The organism is Arcticibacter sp. MXS-1, from assembly GCF_041902385.1.
Classification (GTDB): Bacteria; Bacteroidota; Bacteroidia; order Sphingobacteriales; family Sphingobacteriaceae; genus Arcticibacter.
Genome location: NZ_CP169244.1, coordinates 2,076,816 through 2,096,682 on the forward strand (window position 1 = coordinate 2,076,816; position 19,867 = coordinate 2,096,682).

The 19,867-nt window shown below is 49.7% G+C and carries 10 protein-coding genes; all 10 read left to right on the top strand.

Annotated elements, in window-relative coordinates:
* Nucleotides 1-185: 185 nt before the first annotated feature.
* The 10 genes from ACES2C_RS09020 (at nucleotide 186) to ACES2C_RS09065 (ending at nucleotide 19,478) form a co-directional block, all read left to right on the top strand.
* Entirely contained in the window at nucleotides 186-3,524 is a 3,339-nt protein-coding gene (locus ACES2C_RS09020; RefSeq protein WP_374166618.1) for a TonB-dependent receptor, read from the top strand.
* A 28-nt stretch (nucleotides 3,525-3,552) separates the two neighbouring features.
* Entirely contained in the window at nucleotides 3,553-5,550 is a 1,998-nt protein-coding gene (locus tag ACES2C_RS09025; protein WP_374166619.1) for a RagB/SusD family nutrient uptake outer membrane protein, read from the top strand.
* Between the two features lie 58 nt (nucleotides 5,551-5,608).
* Complete coding sequence (locus tag ACES2C_RS09030) at nucleotides 5,609-6,952, top strand: rhamnogalacturonan acetylesterase (RefSeq protein ID WP_374166620.1); 1,344 nt, start codon at nucleotides 5,609-5,611, stop codon at nucleotides 6,950-6,952.
* A gap of 83 nt (nucleotides 6,953-7,035) precedes the next feature.
* On the top strand, nucleotides 7,036-8,643 hold the full coding sequence (locus tag ACES2C_RS09035) for an arylsulfatase (protein WP_374166621.1): 1,608 nt from the start codon (nucleotides 7,036-7,038) through the stop codon (nucleotides 8,641-8,643).
* Nucleotides 8,644-8,652: 9 nt separating this feature from the next.
* Entirely contained in the window at nucleotides 8,653-9,690 is a 1,038-nt protein-coding gene (locus ACES2C_RS09040) for a family 43 glycosylhydrolase (protein ID WP_374166622.1), read from the top strand.
* Nucleotides 9,691-9,711: 21 nt separating this feature from the next.
* The gene (locus tag ACES2C_RS09045) at nucleotides 9,712-12,600 is read left to right on the top strand and encodes a glycoside hydrolase family 2 TIM barrel-domain containing protein (RefSeq protein WP_374166623.1); all 2,889 of its coding nucleotides are present in this window, start codon (nucleotides 9,712-9,714) and stop codon (nucleotides 12,598-12,600) included.
* Between the two features lie 614 nt (nucleotides 12,601-13,214).
* Nucleotides 13,215-14,288 carry a glycoside hydrolase family protein gene (locus ACES2C_RS09050; RefSeq protein WP_374166624.1) on the top strand — a complete coding sequence of 358 codons (1,074 nt, stop codon included), beginning with the start codon at nucleotides 13,215-13,217 and terminating at the stop codon, nucleotides 14,286-14,288.
* A gap of 10 nt (nucleotides 14,289-14,298) precedes the next feature.
* Nucleotides 14,299-15,753 (top strand): glycoside hydrolase family 28 protein, encoded by a 1,455-nt coding sequence (locus tag ACES2C_RS09055; RefSeq protein WP_374166625.1) that lies wholly within the window; start codon nucleotides 14,299-14,301, stop codon nucleotides 15,751-15,753.
* 102 nt (nucleotides 15,754-15,855) lie between these two features.
* Complete coding sequence (locus ACES2C_RS09060) at nucleotides 15,856-17,883, top strand: DUF4450 domain-containing protein (RefSeq protein ID WP_374166626.1); 2,028 nt, start codon at nucleotides 15,856-15,858, stop codon at nucleotides 17,881-17,883.
* Between the two features lie 23 nt (nucleotides 17,884-17,906).
* Nucleotides 17,907-19,478: a hypothetical protein gene (locus ACES2C_RS09065; RefSeq protein WP_374166627.1), complete on the top strand. Its 1,572-nt coding sequence runs from the start codon at nucleotides 17,907-17,909 to the stop codon at nucleotides 19,476-19,478.
* Nucleotides 19,479-19,867: the final 389 nt, after the last annotated feature.

The window sequence follows — 19,867 nt, forward strand, 5'->3', positions numbered from 1 at the left end:
CCGCAGACAAAATCAGAAGTTTTTCAGAAGAAGGTTAAGAAGTGTGGGCGCACTCCTTAACCAACCTAGTAGGATAAGGTGCATGAATAGATGCACCCGGTAATTTATTGTCTCATTTCTCAAGAAATAAAACGATTAAAAGTATGAAATTTTGTTTACAACTCCCCAAAGACTTGTTGTACATTATGAGAATTACGTTAAGTCACTTGGTCGTATTATTTGTCCTTTCCGGCGTGGCCTATGCCGGCTCTGGTAAAGCCCAGGGGGTACTGAATAATACGGTACGCATCAACAGTCTCAACTCCTCGTTGCAGGAGGTATTGATGCAAATCGAAAGAACTTCCGATGTTAAGTTCGTCTATAGTAAAAATGTGATCGATCTAAAACAGGAGGTATCGATTAACGCCGAGGGAGAGGTCCTCTCACAGGTACTCAACCAGCTTTTAACGCCAATCGGAATCCGCTACGACGTCATTAATGAACAAATCGTTCTTAGCAAGATGAAGAATGCTCTGCTCATGGCGGACGTCGTGGTTACCGGGAAAATCACGGACGCTAAGGGCGAGCCGCTCCCCGGGGTGAGTGTTAAAATTAAAGGTACCAATATTGGAGTCGTTTCGGGCGTCACCGGTAATTATTCCCTGCGCATCCCCGCTGCCAATGCGAGCGGTACTCTCGTTGTAAGCTACCTTGGGTTCACTACCCAGGAGATAGCGCTTTCCGGGCGGACTAAAATAGACGTCCAGTTAAAAGAAGATGTAAAGGCGCTTGATGAGGTAGTAGTAGTGGGGTATAATATTGTGAAGAAGTCCGACGTCACTGGGGCTGTTGCCAGCGTTGGCGCCGAGCAAATTAGGTCCCGTCCAGTGCAGAATGCACTGCAAGCCATTCAGGGAAAGGCAGCGGGAGTTGACATTACTTCTAATGAGCGGCCCGGTGAAGTGGGTAAAGTGTTCATACGGGGAGTGAGATCCCTTACCGCCAGTAGTAATCCTCTGTATGTTGTAGATGGAATTCCCTTATCTGCGGGAGGAATTGAAGCTATCAATCCAAACGATATAGAAAAGATCGATATTCTTAAAGATGCTTCAGCAACTGCTATATACGGGTCGAGAGGCGCCAACGGAGTTGTGCTTGTTACCACTAAAAGGGGAAAGAACGGAGCTCTTTCTTTAAACTATGTAGGGACCACTACTATTGAAAAGATGTATGACCGTACGGAAATGATGAATTCAGCAGAATACATCAAGTTCAGAAGGGACGCTTACGGCTTTTTCAATCCAACAAGAGCGCTAGACTCCGGTATCTTTGCTAAGGATCCTTATGCATGGCGTAATGTCGTGAAAGGGTGGCAGAACGGCACCTGGGACGGGAGCCTGGTACCCACCACGGACTGGACCGGTATGACGTTGAAGACAGGTATCACTCAGGATCATACTATAAGCGCCAGCGGTGGAACTGAAAAGCTGAAAGGCTATGGGTCATTCGGCTTTTTGAAACAGGATGGCACGCAGCTCGGCCAGGACTACAAGCGTTTTACCGGTAAGTTCAGCGTTGACGTAACTCCCGTTAAGTGGTTCTCCTTCGGAGGAAACGTTACCACCACATACGGACTGCAGAATTACGGCTTTCAAACCAACAAAGTTACCGGACCCGGAAACCTTTATTTCGCAGCTCAAGGCATGTTGCCCTATGCAGTCCCCTTTGACGACGAGGGAAAGAGGATTAACCTGCCCGGAGGCGACATTAATATCCTCAATCCAATTGGTGAAGATCAATACAACATCAATGAGCGAAAGGTCCTCCGCACCTTGGGAAGTCTCTATGCCGAGGTAAGACTGCTCGAGGGCCTGAAATACCGTGTTAATTTTGGTCCGGATTTTTACAACAGACGGAACGGCATCTGGACCGATGCGATGTCTATTAATACCGGTGGTGGGGAGGCAGGCTCTTACAATGAAGCGCAGTTGCATCACCAGGATAGGACCGCCTGGACGCTGGACCATCTGCTTTACTTCGATCGCACCTACGGCAAACATAATATGGGCCTAACGCTACTGCAAAGTTCTTCATCCAACCGTCAGGAAAGCTCAGACATGGTTGCCCGGAACCTTCCATGGACCAGCCAGAAATGGTACAGCCTAAACTCTGTAAGCAATTTGTATTCCTTTGGTTCTGGCTTGCTGGAGTCCTCTCTCACTTCATGGATGGGACGTTTTAACTATGGATTTAATAATAAATATCTTTTGACCACTTCATTCCGGTGGGACGGTGCCTCACAACTTGCAGAAGGGCACAAATGGGACTTCTTTCCCTCTGTCGCTCTGGCATGGCGCATGGATCAGGAAAGCTTTATCAAGCCAATTTCCTGGATTAACATGTTAAAACTTCGGCTTGGATACGGAAGTACAGGAAATGCCGCTGTGGAGTCATACACGACAAAGGGGCCGCTGTCGACCCTTTACTATACATGGGGAAGCACCGTGGAACCCGGTTACGTGTCTTCAGATCCATCTCTTTCGGCTAATGACATCATAGGAATGCCCAATTATGAATTAGGTTGGGAGCACACTACTCAGTGGAACCTGGGTGTTGACTTTGATTTATTCAATGGACGGCTTGGTGGAACAATTGATGTGTATAGGTCAAAGACGAGTGATCTCTTAATGGACATGGCTATTCCCTCAGTGAACGGATATGTGAAGACCCTGGCCAACGTGGGTAATACTTCTAACAGAGGGATCGATTTAAGCCTGAACACCGTAAATATTAAAACCAACAACTTCAACTGGTCTTCGACACTCAATTTTTCGGCAAGTAAAGACAGGATTGACGAGTTATCTAATGGAAAAGAAGATGTGATAGCAAACAACTGGTTCATAGGTGAGAGACTGGGCGTCTATTACGATTACGTCAAAGCAGGCATATGGCAGAATACGGATGAAGACAAGGCCCTTATGGACAAGTTTAACACACTCGGCGGTCACAAATTTAAAGCCGGACAAATAAAGCCGGCTGATTTGAACGGCGATTTCAAGATCGATGCGAATCACGACAGAAAGATAGTTGGCCATAGTAATCCGAACTGGAATGCTGGGTTAACAAATACATTCAACTACAAGAATTGGGAACTTTCGTTCTTCCTTTACGCCCGCTGGGGATTCTCTATTGCCACAGGTGCTGAGTCGCTGCAGGGACGTTTTGCCCAAAGAAAACTTGACTACTGGACTCCCAATAATCCCACAAACAGCTATCCGGCCCCTGACTATACCAACGCTTCGGGCGATCCGTTCAAAAGTGCTATGAATTATCAGGAAGCTTCGTTTATCAAGCTTAGAAATGCCTCCCTGGGGTATAACCTGCCAAAGTCGTTCAGTAACAAACTTCATTTGTCGAATGTCAAGATCTATGCACAGGCGTTAAACCCGGGTCTCATTTACTCAAAGATTGATTGGATCGATCCGGATCTTGGCGGCTCAACTTTTAACCGCGGAATCGTCTTCGGACTAAATGTGGGATTCTAATATGTGTAACGATTTAATGAAAATGATCATGAAAAATATTATTAAGACCATATATAAAAGCGTTTTTGTTGCTTCAGTTTTAATCTCACAGACCGCTTGTAACAAGGATTTTCTGGGGGAGGACCTCATCACTGCAAGGAGTACCCAGGATTTTGAAACAAAGGAGGGGCTTGACGGGCTTGTCACCGGAATGTACCAAAGCCTCCGTTTTCACTTTAACTACGAGTGGGCCTATACTACTACCAATTATGGTGTAGATGAGTTTGCTGTCGGAGGCGACCGAGGTATGCAGATGTGGAATAGCTATGATGCTAACCTGAACTCTCAAATCGCTCATGCGGCAAGTGTCTGGGACAATATGTATGGCAATATCAATTCCGCCAACATCGTCATAGAAAATGTCCCCAAATTTTACGGAGAAGACCCCAATAAGAATACAAGATTGGGCGAAGGGTACTTCATGCGGGCTTTTGACTATTTTAAGCTGGTCAAGCAATTTGGAGGGGTCCCGCTTAAACTTACCCAGTCAACTTCCCCAGGTTTCGAATTTCCCCGTAACTCTGCGCAGGAGGTGTACGAACAGATCATTGCCGACTTTACAAAAGCCTACGAGTTATTGCCTTCTCAACCCGCTCAGGTGGGCAGAATAACAAAATGGGCTGCCGCACACTTCCTTGCCAAGGCTTACCTCTTTAGGGCTAGTGAGTTATATAATGACTGGAACAGCGCTACCAAACAGTCAGATCTCGAAAATGCAATAAAGTATGCTGACGATGTGATTAAAAATAGTCCCCACCGTCTGGCAAACAATTTCAGCGATCTCTGGAACTATACGGGTCCAAACAGCGCGAATGAAACACTTCCCGAAATTATATTATCGGCACAGTTTTCTGATAATACCGCTACAAAGGGACGGTATGGGAACCAGATGCATTTGTACTTCCCTTCCATCTACCAGACGTTGCCTGGTATGCGCCGCGATATCGCTGGAGGCAGAGAGTTCCAGCGCCTGAGAACTACCAATTATGCCATAGACGTGTACGACCGGGTGAACGACTCTCGTTTCTGGAAGAGCTTTAAAACGCGGTATATATGTAACAATCCAAGTACTGCTCCAAAATGGACAGCCCAATATGCACCAAACGCTGGTTTATCTGGCCAGCCAAAGTTTACAGGAGGCCAGGAAGCGGTTCTTTACATTGTCAATAACGCGGGCGATACGCGGTATACTCCTGCTAATCTCAATTATCGTGCTCCTCAGATGTACGTGCGTTATTTCAGCGGCGAAAACGAATCTCTGACAGGGGCACATGGTAACTTTGGATACATCAGTTCTACCGATGCAAAAGTTGTTTCTGCCTGGGTCGCTCTCTCCAAGTACATGGACGGTTCAAGGACAGATGTAGCAAGTCAGTTTGGACAACGGGATGGAATTCTGGCGCGCTTGGCTGATACCTACCTAATGGCCGCCGAAGCGTATGGTCGCCTCGGTAAGTATGATCAGGCTCTGCCTTACATCAACGCCCTTCGCGACCGCGCAGCCTATAAAGAAGGTGAGGACCGCTCATTCTACGTAGATGGCGGAGTTGCCTATAAAAATAATACGGCGGCAAATACAGCGGCCTTTGTGTCTTATTCTGACCGAAATACGTATTTTGAGTCAAATAACATTCCAGTTACTACCGCCAGTACTCTTTCCAGTATGCACATTAGTTCGGTCAACGAAATCTTTAACTCCACACATGAGTTTTACGATAAGGTTGGCGCAAGTTCAGAGTCTGAAAAGTTCCTGAACTTTATCCTCAACGAACGTTCGAGAGAACTGATGGGTGAGCTCCTGAGGTGGGAGGATCTGGCGCGCACGAAAACGCTTATCAAACGGGCCACAGTCTTCAATGATGAAGCGAAGCCGCAGGAAAAGCACTATCTGCGGCCGATTCCTCAGAGCTTCCTCGATGCAATCAAATCGAACGGGAAGGCACTCACGCCTGAGGAGAAGCAAAATATGCAGAATCCAGGCTGGTAATCACATAATGTCCCGGGAGATAGAAAGGTCTTCCGGGACGTTAAAATTATAGGTTGCATTGAAAACCCTGCTTAAGACAGTTATCCCGATTGCAATGCTACTGGGGATGAACGCCGGGAATCTTCTCTTTTCTCAGGTTTCCCGAAAATTTGATTTTGGCTCCGGACCAGTTGCTGCCGGTTACACTGCAGTACGGCATCAGATGCTTTTTTCCGATGACAGAGGCTACGGCTTCCTTGACACTTCTGGTCTTCGTGATGTCAGCAGAAAGGATCGAAATGCCCTTTCTGCTGATTTTGTTACGGGCAGCCGCCCCTTTTATTTTTCCGTGAAAGTACCGGAAGGGAACTACCGTCTCACGCTGTATCTCGGCGATACACAAGGCCAGTCTTCTCAGACGGTTCGGGTGGAAAACAGGCGCTTAATGCTGGAGAAGCTGAAAAGTAATACGGGCGAAATATTGAAGACGAGTTTTCTGGTACACGTCCGAACGCCGGCTATTGCAGGAAGCTCTGATCTGGTGAAGCTGAAGCCCAGGGAACAAAGCTACTTTCACTGGGATAATAACCTGACCATCGAATTCAACGGCGAGCAGCCCAATGTGGGTGGACTGGAGATCAGTGCGGCAGACGCAAACGTGACAACGGTATTTCTGGCCGGAAACTCAACGGTTGTCGACCAGGCAGAAGAGCCTTATGCTGCCTGGGGGCAGATGATTCCGGCCTTCTTCAAGCCTTCCCGTGTCGTAGTCGCAAATTACGCCGAATCAGGGGAGACTTTGAAGGCCTTCAAGCGCGAAAACCGGCTAGCAAAGATCCTCGCTCAGATGAAAAAGGGCGACTATCTCTTCATTGAGTTCGCGCACAACGACCAGAAACCCGGCGGCAACCATCTTGATCCTTTCACCACCTATAAGCAGGAGCTGAAGTCGTATATCTCAGAAGTAAGGAAAAAGGGCGGAATTCCGGTGCTGGTTACTTCTATGCACCGCCGTAATTTCGATGAGCAAAACAGGATAATTAACACACTGGGCGACTATCCGGAAGCTGTCAGACAGGTGGGAAAAGAAGACGGTGTGCCCGTCGTCGATCTTAACGCAATGAGTAAGACACTATATGAAGCATGGGGGCCGGAGCTTTCCCTGAAAGCATTCGTTCACTACCCGGCCAATACTTTCCCCGGGCAAACACAGAAACTGGAGGATAACACCCACTTTACCCCCTACGGCGCTTACGAGCTTGCCCGCTGTGTCGCACTGGGTGTCTGCAAACAGGTTCCGGGTCTGGCGAAGGAGTTAAAGGAGCGTTTCCGCTCGTTTGATCCGTCTCAGCCTGATCCTTTGGATTCCTGGAACTGGCCGCTCAGTCCACAGATCTCAGTCATCAAGCCCGACGGTAACTGATCTCGTTTTACATCCGGTTCCCATGACAGCTCAGGACAGAAGGCAAATCCAATCCTCTTACATTTACGTCAAAACTGACCCTAATGCTTAAAAAACTTATCCCCGCGCTATTCGCTCTTTTACTGCTGACCTGCTCCCTCCGGGCACAGAAGAAATCGCCGAATATCATCATTATTCTCGCGGACGATATGGGCTATTCTGATATCGGTTGTTTTGGCGGTGATGCAATGACTCCCAATCTTGATGAGATGGCTCAGCGGGGCCTGCGCATGACGCAGTTTTATAATGCCTCCCGCTGCTGTCCTACCCGCGCGTCTTTATTAACCGGACTATATCAGCACCAGGCGGGAGTTGGAGATATGATGAATACCCGTCCGCAGCCCGCTTACCAGGGATATTTGAACAACAACTGTGTTACAATAGCAGAGGCCCTGAAAGAAGGTGGCTACAACACCTTTATGGCGGGTAAATGGCATGTCGGGCAGGCACAGGACCACTGGCCCAGGAAGAGAGGGTTCGACCGGTACTTCGGTCTCATAGATGGTGCCTCCAGTTATTTTGGCCTGTATCCCTACCGGCCCAATCAAAAACTCACCCTGGCGCTTGATGACACCCCTTTTACTCCATCCGACGGCTATTATTCCACAGATGCTTATACTGATTATGCGATCCGTTTTATAAAAGAAAGTAAAGGCAGCGGAAAGCCGTTCTTTCTGTACCTCGCCTATCAGGCGCCTCACTGGCCGCTCCACGCGCTCCCGGAAGACATCGCCCGGTACAAAGGGAAATTTATGAAAGGATGGCAGAAGCTAAGGGAAGAGCGGCTCACACGAATGATCCGGCTCGGCGTTGTGCCTAAGGGCACCCCTCTTTCTCCTCCCGACCCTCATGTTCCTGCCTGGGATTCACTAACCGATAAGGAGAAAGCAGACTGGGACGAGAAAATGGCGGTGTACGCAGCCATGATCGACCGCATGGACCAGAATATCGGGCGCCTGAGAAAGCAGCTGAAGGAGATGGGTGAGGCTGATAACACGGTGATCATGTTCCTCTCTGATAATGGCGGAAGCAGTGAAAGCATCAAAGGAAACGGATTCCTTCCTGCAATTCTGGAAGCCGGCACAAGGCCCTCTTCCGATCCTTCTTCTTTTACCTCTTACGGGTTTTCTGGCGCCAATGTCAGCAACACCCCATTCCGCTTGTTCAAACATTGGGAATATGAAGGCGGCACCGCTACTCCTTTTATCGCATACGGCCCCTCGATTGTAAAGCCGGGTACTGTATCGCAGCAGCCCGGTCATATCATCGATCTCATGAATACCTGCCTCGATTTGGCCCATACTCCTTATCCCGCGGTGTACCACCAGAACACAATTAAGCCAACGGAGGGTCTCAGCCTGGTGCCTTTGTTTAAAAGGGCTAAATGGCAGGGCCATGATGCGTTATTCTTTGAACATGAGGGCAATCGCGCAGTGAGGAAGGGCCAGTGGAAACTGGTATCCGAGTTCCCGGAGAATAAATGGTTCTTATACGATATGGAAAATGATCGCTCTGAGCTGCGCGACCTGAGTCAGAAGTATCCTGAGAAAGTGAAGGAATTGACCTCACTATATGAAGAATGGGCAAAGCGAGCAGAGGTGATTCCCTTTGAGCAGCTTGTGAAACGAAAAGGTGAGAACTTTGAAAACTGACATTATATAATGAAACTGGAAAATATTCTTCCGGCCCTTCTGGCCGGACTGCTATTCCCCGTTTTTCTGCTGGCCCAGGTGCCCGCAGGGAAGCTGGCCGACAAGCCATTGTTCAGAGATCCCGTATACGATGGCGCTGCTGATCCCGTCGTTGCCTGGAATAAAGGCGTGAAAAAATGGTGGATGTTTTATACGAACAGGCGTGCAAGTGCCACCGATGCCGGGGGCGTGGCCTGGGTCCATGGCACCAGGATCGGTATCGCGGAATCGGCCGACGGAGGTGCTACATGGAAATATCTCGACACGGCCAACATCCAGTATCATCCTGATCCCGGAGCAACCTTCTGGGCACCTGAGATCATGGAGCACAATGGACTATACCATATGTACCTCACCTATGTGCCCGGAATTTTTAACGACTGGAATCATCCGCGGTACATCCTCCATCTCACCAGCAAAGATCTGAAGAACTGGGCCTTCCAGTCTAAAGTTCAGCTGGCTTCCGACAAGGTCATTGATGCTACTGTGTTCTCTCTTCCCGATGGTACCTGGAGGATGTGGTACAATAACGAACGCGACCGGAAATCTATTTATTACGCCGACAGCAAGGACCTGTACAATTGGGAAGACAAGGGTAAAGCAGTCGGTGAAAGGGGAGAGGGCCCGAAGGTGTTTTTCTGGAAAGACAGATACTGGATGCTGGTGGATACCTGGGCAGGAATGGTCTTCTATTCATCTCTGGATCTGAAGAACTGGCAAAGGCAGGAAGAGAAAATACTGGCACTTCCGGGCAGGGGAGCTGAAGATCAGGCCATCGGAGGGCATGCCGATGTGGTGGTGAGTGGTGGCCGGGCCTACGTGTTCTACTTCACCCATCCGGGACGGCGCATTGACCGTCCAGCTCCTGAGGGCTCTTTTGACGCCAAAAGGAGCCTTATACAAGTCGGCGAGCTCCGCTATGATGGCACACACATTACCTGCGACAGAGACCAGCCGGTCTATATTAAACTGGGCAAAGCTGAAATTAACCGAAGAAGTAAAAATTGACGTATCGTACTAAAGGTTGCCATGATCACTTTTAATAATTATGTAAAGAAACTCGCCTGTGTTATCGCTTTTTGGGGAGCCGTGCATCCGGCTGTTACGTTCGCACAGGAAAATCCGAACAGTTTAAAACAAGTGCAGTATCTCAGTGGCACGGATAATCGCCATACTGTGACCTGGGATTTCTGGTGTACCGGCGGCCGGAGAAGCGGTATCTGGTCAAAGATTGAAGTCCCTTCTCATTGGGAACAACAGGGCTTTGGCGCCTATAATTACGGCCGGGACTATGTCACCTACGGCAAGAACTTCCGCTTTGAAGACGAGAAAGGTATATATCGCCATTCCTTTACCGTGCCCGCTGACTGGCGCGATAAAGACGTATATATTGTCTTTGAGGGATCTATGACCGATACAGAGGTAAAGATAAATGGGCGCGCAGCCGGTCCGCTTCACCAGGGTTCGTTTTACCGCTTTAAGTACCTGCTGAATGATAAATTGAAGTTCGGCGCTGCCAATGATCTTGAGGTGACGGTGAGCAAGATGTCTTCTGACCAGTCGGTGAATAATGCAGAGCGGCTCGCTGACTATTGGATATTCGGAGGTATCTTCCGCCCCGTGTATCTGGAGGCCTATCCTAAAGAGCATATCGAGTGGACCGCCATCGATGCCAGGGCGGATGGAACGTTTCGGATGAACGTTCATTTGAAAAACCAGACGCCCGGACATGAGGTGTATGCGAACATTATTGACAGCAAAGGAAAGGTGGCCGGGGCGGCAAAGGCAGTTGTTACTGCCGACTCGGTCGTGAAGATGCAAACAACAGTAAAGAATCCTGCCCTCTGGACAGCTGAAACGCCCAACCGCTACCAGGTCAGAATCTCTCTCCGCAACGGCGGGCAGACCATCTATCAGACCGCCGAGAAGTTTGGCTTCAGGACGATCGAGGTCAGAAAGCAGGACGGGATTTACCTCAATGGCACCAAGATTAAGATGAAGGGGGTGAACCGTCACGTCTGGTGGCCCGAAACGGGCAGGACCGTAAATGCCGAAATCGACCTCAATGACGTGAAGCTGATAAAGGAAATGAATATGAACGCGGTGCGCTGCTCTCATTATCCTCCCGATAAAAGTTTTTTGAATATCTGCGACTCGCTCGGCCTGTACGTTCTTGATGAACTCGCCGGCTGGCAGAAGGCCTACAGCACCAGGGCTGGAGCACCTCTGGTGAAAGAGATGGTGATCCGCGATGCGAACCATCCTTCTATCCTGATCTGGAGTAACGGAAACGAGGGTGGTCATAACTTTGACCTTGACAGCCATTACGCTAAATACGATCTGTCGGCACGTCCGGTCATTCATGCCCATCACAAGCCGGGCAATGCCTTCAATGGGATTGATTGTAACCATTACGAAGACTATTACAGCACTCAGAAGATCCTGGCTGATACCAATATTTACATGCCCACTGAGTTCCTCCATTCCCAGGATGACGGCGGCGGTGCTGCGGGACTGTCGGATATCTGGGAGCTGCACTGGAATGCAAAAAAAGGGGCTGGAGGCTTCCTCTGGTCGCTGGTGGATGAAGGGATTGTGCGGACCGACCAGAACGGCATCATTGATGTGAACGGCGTGAACGCTCCTGACGGCCTGGTAGGCCCTCATCGTGAGAAGGAAGGAAGTGTCAACGCGATCCGCGAAATATATTCTCCGGTGCATATTACAATGAAAAGCCTCCCCGCCAGCTTTAAGGGCGAGATCCCGGTAGAAAATCGCTATCATTTTACGAATCTTAGCGAGTGTTCCTTCAAATGGCAGTTGGTACGCTTTAGGAAAGCCGAAGAGTCAATCAGAGACTATGCGGTGGTAAAGGAAGGGAAAATCATGTCGCCTTCCATCAAGCCTTTAGCGAAGGGGGAAATCAAACTGAACCTTCCCGCGGACTGGCGGAACCACGATGCCTTAACATTCACGGCTACGGACCCCTTTAATAACGAGATCTATAAATGGGTGTGGAAGATCAGAAACAACGAACAACTGCTCGACAGCGTGGTACTCCAAAAGAGTGCAGGAGAAGTGCTTGCTGCAGAGACCGACAGTACGGTCACCGTCAAGGCGAGCGGCATTGCCGTGACCTTCAGCAAACTCGACGGGAAGTTGTCGGCACTCGCCAATGACTACAGTGCCCGTCTTTCATTTGCCGGTGGACCGCAGATGGTGAGCGGAACTGGGGTTTTCAGCGGACTGAAGCACCACAAAGAACCCGACGGCTACGTGGTCGAGGCCAGCTACACAGGCGACTTAAAGTTTGTCAGATGGAAGATGTACAGCTCCGGCTGGCTCGAAATGAAGTACGAATACTCATTAAACGGAAGCTACCCCTTTGCTGGCATCAGCTTTAATTATCCTGAAAACTTTGTACTCGGGGCGAAATGGCTGGGCAAAGGCCCCTATCGCGTCTGGAAGAACAGAATGCAGGGTACCACCTACAACGTATGGGAGAACAGGAATAATAATACCCAGACGGGCAGCGCACCCTGGATCTATCCGGAGTTCAAAGGGTATTATGCAGATGTGACCTGGATGGAAATGAACACGGTGGAAGGGAAGTTTACAATAGCCAGTAAAGATGAGAACTTATTCGTGCGCTTGTTCGATTTCTATGCTCTGTCGGGCGCCAGACCACATCCTGATCTCCCAGTCGGCAATATCTCATTCCTCGATGCCATTCCCCCCACGGGGACTAAACTCGCACTCAATATCAGTCCCAATGCATCGCGGCTAGGTCCGGAGGGCGAGCTGAACGAAATAAAAGGAGCGCGGCAAAGGACACTCTACTTTTATTTTGGTTTGCCTAAGCCCAGGACGGAGAACAAGCAATTTGTGATGCCGAAAGAGAATATCTTAACGGATTAAAAGGAGCAATCGCAGTCCAAAATCACTATTTGTAATCTGATTACACTGAAAGTCACGTCGCTGAAAAGCTCTGACTCCTGGTCCTGCTAATCAGAACGGAGGAACCGTTCTGATTTAGCCGGGAATGGCGTGGGACAAGTGCGGGACATCCCCGCCCCATGCGGGATCCACGAGGTAGATAGAAGAGTATCATAAGCGATATGACACCGAGTCAGTACCGGTTCGGCTCGGTCGTGACTCGGTGCTGACTCGGTTCTGACTCGGTCCTGAGTCGGTTCTGTCCCCTGGAAAGGGCGTGGCATTCTCGCCTGTGTCTGCCATCGTGTCAGCGGAGATAGTGGGCAAGGCCGGCTTGAGCACTTGCCGACGGACCAAACAATAGTGAGACAGTATGGAGAGGGCGTCCGGAAGCGGCCAGTGAAACTTGCATCCGTTCTCGCATGAACAGCGACACAGGAGAGAGGGTGTCTGTAACTGTAAATTTACGATGTTCGAGGTGTTGAGTGTGAGTGGGTTAATGTAAATTGTAATTGCTACAGGACGCTGCAGGTTGCAGGTCCGAAAATTCCTTTTTAAGATCGCGGCGGCTGCCTGTTTAACCGCAATTATAACGAATGAAACGAAGGGACTTTGTGCGCCAGCTTTCTTATTTTTCTCTTTTGTCCGCTATTCCAGGCGAAGGACTGGTATGGCCTGCTGACGATTTTCCCGTTTCTGAGTTCTCCGGGAAGCTCCGGCCTGTGGGCAGAGCTCTGGAAATGGAGGGCTACTACGTGTGGTGTAATAGTCCCATAAAAGGCCCTGACGGAAAGATACACGTCTTTTTCTCCCGCTGGTCAGACAAGAAGGGCATGGGAGGATGGATCAACAGTTCCGAAATTGCCCACGCGGTTGCCAGTAGCCCTGAGGCGCCTTTTGAGCTTGTAGGGACCATACTAGCACCACGTGGAGCTGGATACTGGGATGCCACCACCTGTCACAATCCGCATATCAAGCTGGTGGACGGGAAGTATTGCCTGTTTTACATGGGAAATTCAAATGGTAAGACCGATACGAAACGAATTGGCCTGGCTACTTCAGACTCCTTGTACGGGCCCTGGAAGCGCCCTGATTTGCCCTTGCTCGAAGCGGGCCCTGCCGGCGCCTGGGAGGATCATTGCACCACCAATCCCTCGTTCATCAAGCATCCTAATGGTGAATACTGGCTGTATTATAAGTCATGGAATACGGAAGAGTACGAGCAGGCGAAGGGGCAGCCGATCCGGGGTAACAGGAAATATGGCCTCGCTATAGCTAAAAAGCTTGAGGGACCCTATGTCCGTTATGAAGGCAACCCTGTGATCGACTTTTCATCCCGCGGAGGAAATAAGCAATTTGAGGATGCATTCATCTGGCTGGAGGGACGCCGTTTTAAACTGCTGGCAAGAGATATGGGCGTTTTTAACCACGAGGCAGGTTTATACCTTGAATCTCGGGACGGAAAGAAGTGGGGTGAGCCAGAGGTGGCCTACAGGAGTCTGGATAACTACGTGCAGGAACCACCGGCCCCGCGCCATCTAAAACGCTATGGACGGCTGGAACGGCCTCAACTGCTTTTTGATGAGAACCGCCCTGCTTATTTATTTACGGCGGCTCAGGGAGGAAAGTATATGACATCTTCAGCTTTTATATTTAAAATTGAAAAATAAACACATTTAGATGAAAGCGAACTCTCAATCAGGTTTAGCGAAGAGAAGCTGGATAGGCTTTCTGATAGGCTTTCTGGCGGCGGTTTTTATCCTGGCTGGTTGTGCGGCGCGCAAGGCTACGGTATGGAGCTCCTCTGACCAGCCCGCAGCAGAAATCCTGCGGCTCCGGCAAAAGATCAAAGCGCCCGTATTTCCTTCTCGCGACTTTGTAATAAGCAGTTATGGTGCGATAGCTGACGGGAAAACGAAGAATACAGAGGCGTTCAGGAAGGCTATTGAGGCTTGTAATAAGAGCGGTGGTGGACGTGTGGTAGTACCCGACGGAGTATTCCTTACAGGGGCTATCCATTTGAAAAGCAATGTAAATCTTCATCTCTCGGATAAAGCTACGATCCTTTTTAGTCGCGATTCTTCCGATTACCTTCCGATGGTCTTTACCCGCTGGGAAGGAATGGAGCTGATGAACTATTCGCCCTTCATTTATGCTTACGGACAAAAGAATATTGCCATTACGGGAAATGGAACGCTCGATGGAAACGCTGATAACGAGCACTGGTGGTACTGGTGCGGAGCGAAAAAATTCGGATGGCGGGAAGGACTGGGCCGGCAAAATCCTGCGCGGGATCTGTTGCATGAGTTGAATCATCAGAAGAAGGATCCTCGACTGCGGGTATTTGGCAACGGGCATTTCCTTCGTCCTAATTTTGTGCAGCCTTACAATTGTAAGAACGTGCTGATTTCCGGGGTGAAAATGATCAACTCGCCCATGTGGAACCTGAATCCCGTGCTTTGTGAGAATGTGATCGTTGAGAATGTTAAAATTATTTCTCATGGACCTAATAACGACGGCTGTGATCCTGAGTCGTGCAAGAACGTACTGATCAAGGACTGCTACTTTGATACGGGAGACGACTGCATCGCCATTAAATCAGGTCGTGATGAAGATGGAAGGCGCATTGGCAGGCCTGCGGAGAACCACATTATTGAGGGCTGTACGATGAAAGACGGACACGGCGGGGTCGTGATCGGAAGTGAAATATCTGGAGGCGCTAAAAATATTTATGCGCTGAACTGTATCATGGATAGTCCTGACCTCGACCGGGTGCTGCGTATTAAGACGAGCTCAAGCCGGGGTGGCGTTATAGAAAACGTGTATATGAAGGGCGTGAAGGTTGGAACGTACCGTGAGGCTGCCGTTAAATGCAACATGTTTTATGAGAAGCCTGGTGATTTTATGCCGGCCATCAGGAATGTATGGGTGGAAGATATGGTGGTTGAACGCGGCGGGGCTTACGGACTGCTCGTAAACGCATACAAAGTGTCGCCTGTCAGCAATTTGAGAATGATAAACTGCACCATAAACGGTGTGAAAGTCCCTTATAAAGTGGATTATGTAAAAGGGCTCCGGATGGAGAACGTGGTAATCAACGGGGAAAAAGTAGTTTTGCCTGATACACTGAGATAGCTGTTTGGGAATTGGTGCTGACCGTCAGGGTGAAACCATTTGTCAGGAGGCTGACCAGTGCGGAGGTATAGGAACCAAAGGTCAGCAAAGTAAATTGATTAGATGATGCGAAAAAGCTTTATTGGAATAGCGGTCTTTTTAATTAGTATCAGTTCAGTTTTCGGGCAGCAAAGGCCCGTCACTCTCTGGCACGGTCTGGAGCGGGACATGCACTACCGGCCGCAGGGCGAAGAATTTGTTCTGGTATCAGGAAAGAAAAGATTTAACAGGGCTCTTTATGGCAGCAATACCGGTTTCCGTGTCGAGGCGGGAGATCTTCCGGAATTTGCCCTCTATCTCCCGGGCATGGGAGGGAACCTGAAGCTGGGCATCATAAAGGGGAATGCAAGTAAGTGGATCACAGATGCTGCTCAAATCACCGCGCGGTATAAGCCGGGCTCGATGCTGTACGATATAAAAGATCCTCTCCTGGGCAACGCGATCATGCATTTGTCAGTTCTCGCACTGACTGAAGGTGAGGGGCTGGTGATCAGGGCGTCATTTTCGGGGGCAGCTCCTGCAGTAGAATTGTTTGCTGCTTACGGCGGCGCAACCGGCAGGAAGTTTAGTCGTGATGGCGACATCGGTGCTGATCCTGAGTCCTCTTTTGACCTTAGTCCGTTTTATTGCTCGGGCAACATATATACACTTAAAAAGAACCGCTTTAAGCTGAACTTTGGAACGGCAAAGGTTGCAGGCGAACTGGCTGGTGTTTTTCCTTCAGGGATGAAGCTGAAGCTCTCAAATGCAGAAAAGCAAACCGCGCCATTGGTCCTTCATTCTTCGGTGCCGGGAGCGATGCCTCTTGTATGCGGGCGAATGGCGGTGCACCCGGGTAAAAGCTATTATATGCTTGTGCGCACCTCTCAGGGAAAGGCCGCTCCCGGTTATTCCAAGCTTAAAGGCTTGTTCGACCGGTCCGAACGTGCCAGAGTGGCTTTAACCCAAAGGGTAGTAATTGACACGCCGGATCCCTATATCAACACGCTCGGCGGAGCTCTTGCTATCGCTGCTGATGCCATATGGGAGGATCCCTCGTTCCTTCATGGCGCAGTAGCCTGGAGGATGAGACTTCCTGCCTGGAGAGGCCCCTATGTTGCTGACCCTCTGGGCTGGCATGACAGAGCCCGTACTCATTTTAGCAGCTACGCCCGCTCGCAGGTTACTGCACCGGAAAGGGGACCTGTAGTTCCGGATACGGCCCTGCACCTGGCAAGGCAGCTTGAAAAGATGGGCACCTCGGTATTCAGCAGCGGCTATATTTCGCGGAATCCAAATGACAATACCAAGCCTCACCATTACGATATGAACCTGGTGTATATCGACCAGCTGCTGAATCACTTTCAATGGACGGGCGATGTAAGCTATATGAAAGAAATGTGGCCGGTGCTAAAGCGTCATCTCGACTGGGAAAAGAGGAATTTTGACATGGATGGAGACGGGCTCTATGATGCCTACTGCGCGATATGGGCAAGCGACGCCCTGCAGTACAGCGGTGGCGGGGTGACCCACTCTTCTGCATACAATTACCGGGCAAACCTGCTTGCCTCTAAAATTGCCCCTATGGTGGGTGAAAATCCGTTGCCTTACCGTCAGGAAGCCGATAAGATACTAAAAGCGATCAATTCGAAGCTGTGGCTGGCAGATCGCGGCTGGTATGCCGAGTATAAAGATCTTCTGGGCGAGAAGCTGGTCCATCCGTCTGCGGGCTTATGGACTATCTATCATGCCATCGATTCGAAAGTGCCCGACGCGTTTCAGGCTTATCAGGCTACGCGGTATGTGGATACAAAGATTCCCCGCATCCCCGTGAAGGCGAAGGGACTGGAAGAAGATGACTTGTATACTCTTCCTACCACCACCTGGCAGCCTTATACATGGTCTGTCAATAACGTGGCATTGGCTGAGGTTTTACACACTTCTCTTGCTTACTGGCAGGCAGGGCGGACCGAAGACGCTTTCCGGCTCTGGAAGAGCAGTCTGGTAGAAAGCATGTACCTAAGCTCCAGTCCCGGCGGCTTTGAGCAGCTGTCTTTCTACGATGCGCAGCGGGGGAGCTTTATCGCGACTTCGGCGACCCGATCGGGGTAGCAGCGCGGTCGCTCGTTGAAGGTTTGTTTGGTATCCGGCCCGACGCGATAAGTGATACGCTTACCATTCGTCCGGGTTTGCCCGGGAGCTGGGATCACGCTTCCCTCAAGATCCCGGATGTTTCTTTTACCTATAAAAGAGAGGGCAGTAAAGACCTCTACAGAATAGCGCCAGCCTTTAAAAAGCAGATGCCGGTGCGTCTTTTGCTTCCGGCAAGATCTGTGGCTGTACGTTCGGTCCGACTGAACGGTCAACCATCGGCCTGGAGGAGTTCGGACGAGGAATTGGGCAGGCCCGTCCTGGAGATTACAGCGGCCTACGCCAAACACTACGAGGTCGAGATTGAATGGGAGGGCATCCTCCCCGATAAGCCGAAAGTGAGGCAACCGGTATCGGGTAGTCCCTTTAATGTGGCTTTCTCGCTGGCAGGAATAGAACGGTATGCCGATCCCCAGAAGGTATTGTCGGGCGTCAGGATTGTTGACGGCAGCAGTTTGAACGTCGACAGGTTGACGGGAAAAGATGAGGCAACGATCTTTGTGAAAGTGAAGCAGCGCGACTTTTCCTGGTGGGTTCCTGTTCCCCTTGATATAAAGCCGGAAGTGGAGATCTCCTTCGCTGAGCAGACCGGTCAGGATCTGCGGTTCACGGTCACTAACAACGAAGGCATTACGAAGAGAGGGTTCGTGTCGGTTAACGCCGGAGTGAAGGACTTCAGGCAAAGCTTTGAAATAAATAAGGGAGAGAGCCGCGATTTCATTGTTCCACCCGCCTATACGGTATGTGGTACTAATAAAATTAAGGTGGAATACCGGCACGGTGAAAGTCAGGAAGCTGAAATTATAAACTGGAATGCCAGAACAAATGGGGCCTATTTTCAGAAGCTTGACCTTCAGTCTTTTTACAACGATAAGGTTACTTCGATCTTCAGAAACAAATACCTTTCCCCGCGTCCTGCTTCTCCTACGCTGCAGCTGCCATGGCAGGGAATCGGGAACTGGTGTTACCCGCTCACTGAAGCGCCGATAGACGACTCGGGACTGAGGAGAATGGCGTTTGGAAATAATCAGGTGCAGCTTCCAACGGGTATTCCCCTTGGCACGCCGGGAAAAGCGATGGTTAACAATGTCCTCTTTACTTCAAAATGGGAAAATTATCCTGATTCGGCACGTATCCCGCTCAGCGGTCGTGCTTCTCATGCGTACTTTATGCTTGCCGGTTCGACCAACCCAATGCAGAGTCAGCTTGACAACGGGGAGATCGTGGTGTACTACACCGACAACACATCAGACAGGCTTGCCCTTCGCAATCCGGATAGCTGGTGGCCAATTGAACAGGATTATTATGTAGACGGCTTTGCATTTAAGACAACTGCTCCTATGCCTTACCGTGTCTATCTGAGATCAGGCACTGTGGGACGGAACAATGTTAATTATACCACGATAAAGGGATTTACAACCAGGGCTATTGAGGGTGGTGCTGCAACTGTTCTTGACCTTCCTCTTAATCCGGCTAAGGAACTGAAGGAGATGAAGCTTAAAACGCTTGCCAATGACGTAGTGATCGGATTGATGAGTGTTACACTGCAGCGATAGTTGTGAGTTGGAAGTAGTAAGTTTTAAGTTGTAGGTGGTGAGTTGTGGGTTGTAAGTAGGGAGTTGTAAGTGGAAAGTAGTAAGTAATAAGTAGTAAGTGGCGAGTTGTAGGTGGTAAGTGGGAGCAGGAAGTTGTAAGTAATAAGTAATAAGTAGTGAGTTGTGGGTAGTAAGAGGGAGGCAGGAAGTAATGGGTGGTAAGTTGTAGGTAGTAAGTGGGAGGCAAGAAGTTGTAAGTGGTAAGTAGTGAGTTGTAAGATGTGGGTAGTAAGTGGGAAGTAGTAAGCAGTAAGTGGTAGGTAGTAGGTAGTGAGTGGGAAGTTTTGAGTGATAAATGGGGAGTTATAGGTGGGAAGTGGTGAGTTTTAGGTGATGAGTGGTAAGTAATA

What these genes read in the sequence shown, in the direction of transcription:
- ACES2C_RS09020 (WP_374166618.1), top strand. Translation starts at nt 186, where the DNA reads ATGAGAATTACGTTAAGTCACTTGGTCGTATTATTTGTCCTTTCCGGC.
- ACES2C_RS09025 (WP_374166619.1), top strand. Translation starts at nt 3,553, where the DNA reads ATGAAAAATATTATTAAGACCATATATAAAAGCGTTTTTGTTGCTTCA.
- ACES2C_RS09035 (WP_374166621.1), top strand. Translation starts at nt 7,036, where the DNA reads ATGCTTAAAAAACTTATCCCCGCGCTATTCGCTCTTTTACTGCTGACC.
- ACES2C_RS09040 (WP_374166622.1), top strand. Translation starts at nt 8,653, where the DNA reads ATGAAACTGGAAAATATTCTTCCGGCCCTTCTGGCCGGACTGCTATTC.
- ACES2C_RS09045 (WP_374166623.1), top strand. Translation starts at nt 9,712, where the DNA reads ATGATCACTTTTAATAATTATGTAAAGAAACTCGCCTGTGTTATCGCT.
- ACES2C_RS09050 (WP_374166624.1), top strand. Translation starts at nt 13,215, where the DNA reads ATGAAACGAAGGGACTTTGTGCGCCAGCTTTCTTATTTTTCTCTTTTG.
- ACES2C_RS09055 (WP_374166625.1), top strand. Translation starts at nt 14,299, where the DNA reads ATGAAAGCGAACTCTCAATCAGGTTTAGCGAAGAGAAGCTGGATAGGC.
- ACES2C_RS09060 (WP_374166626.1), top strand. Translation starts at nt 15,856, where the DNA reads ATGATGCGAAAAAGCTTTATTGGAATAGCGGTCTTTTTAATTAGTATC.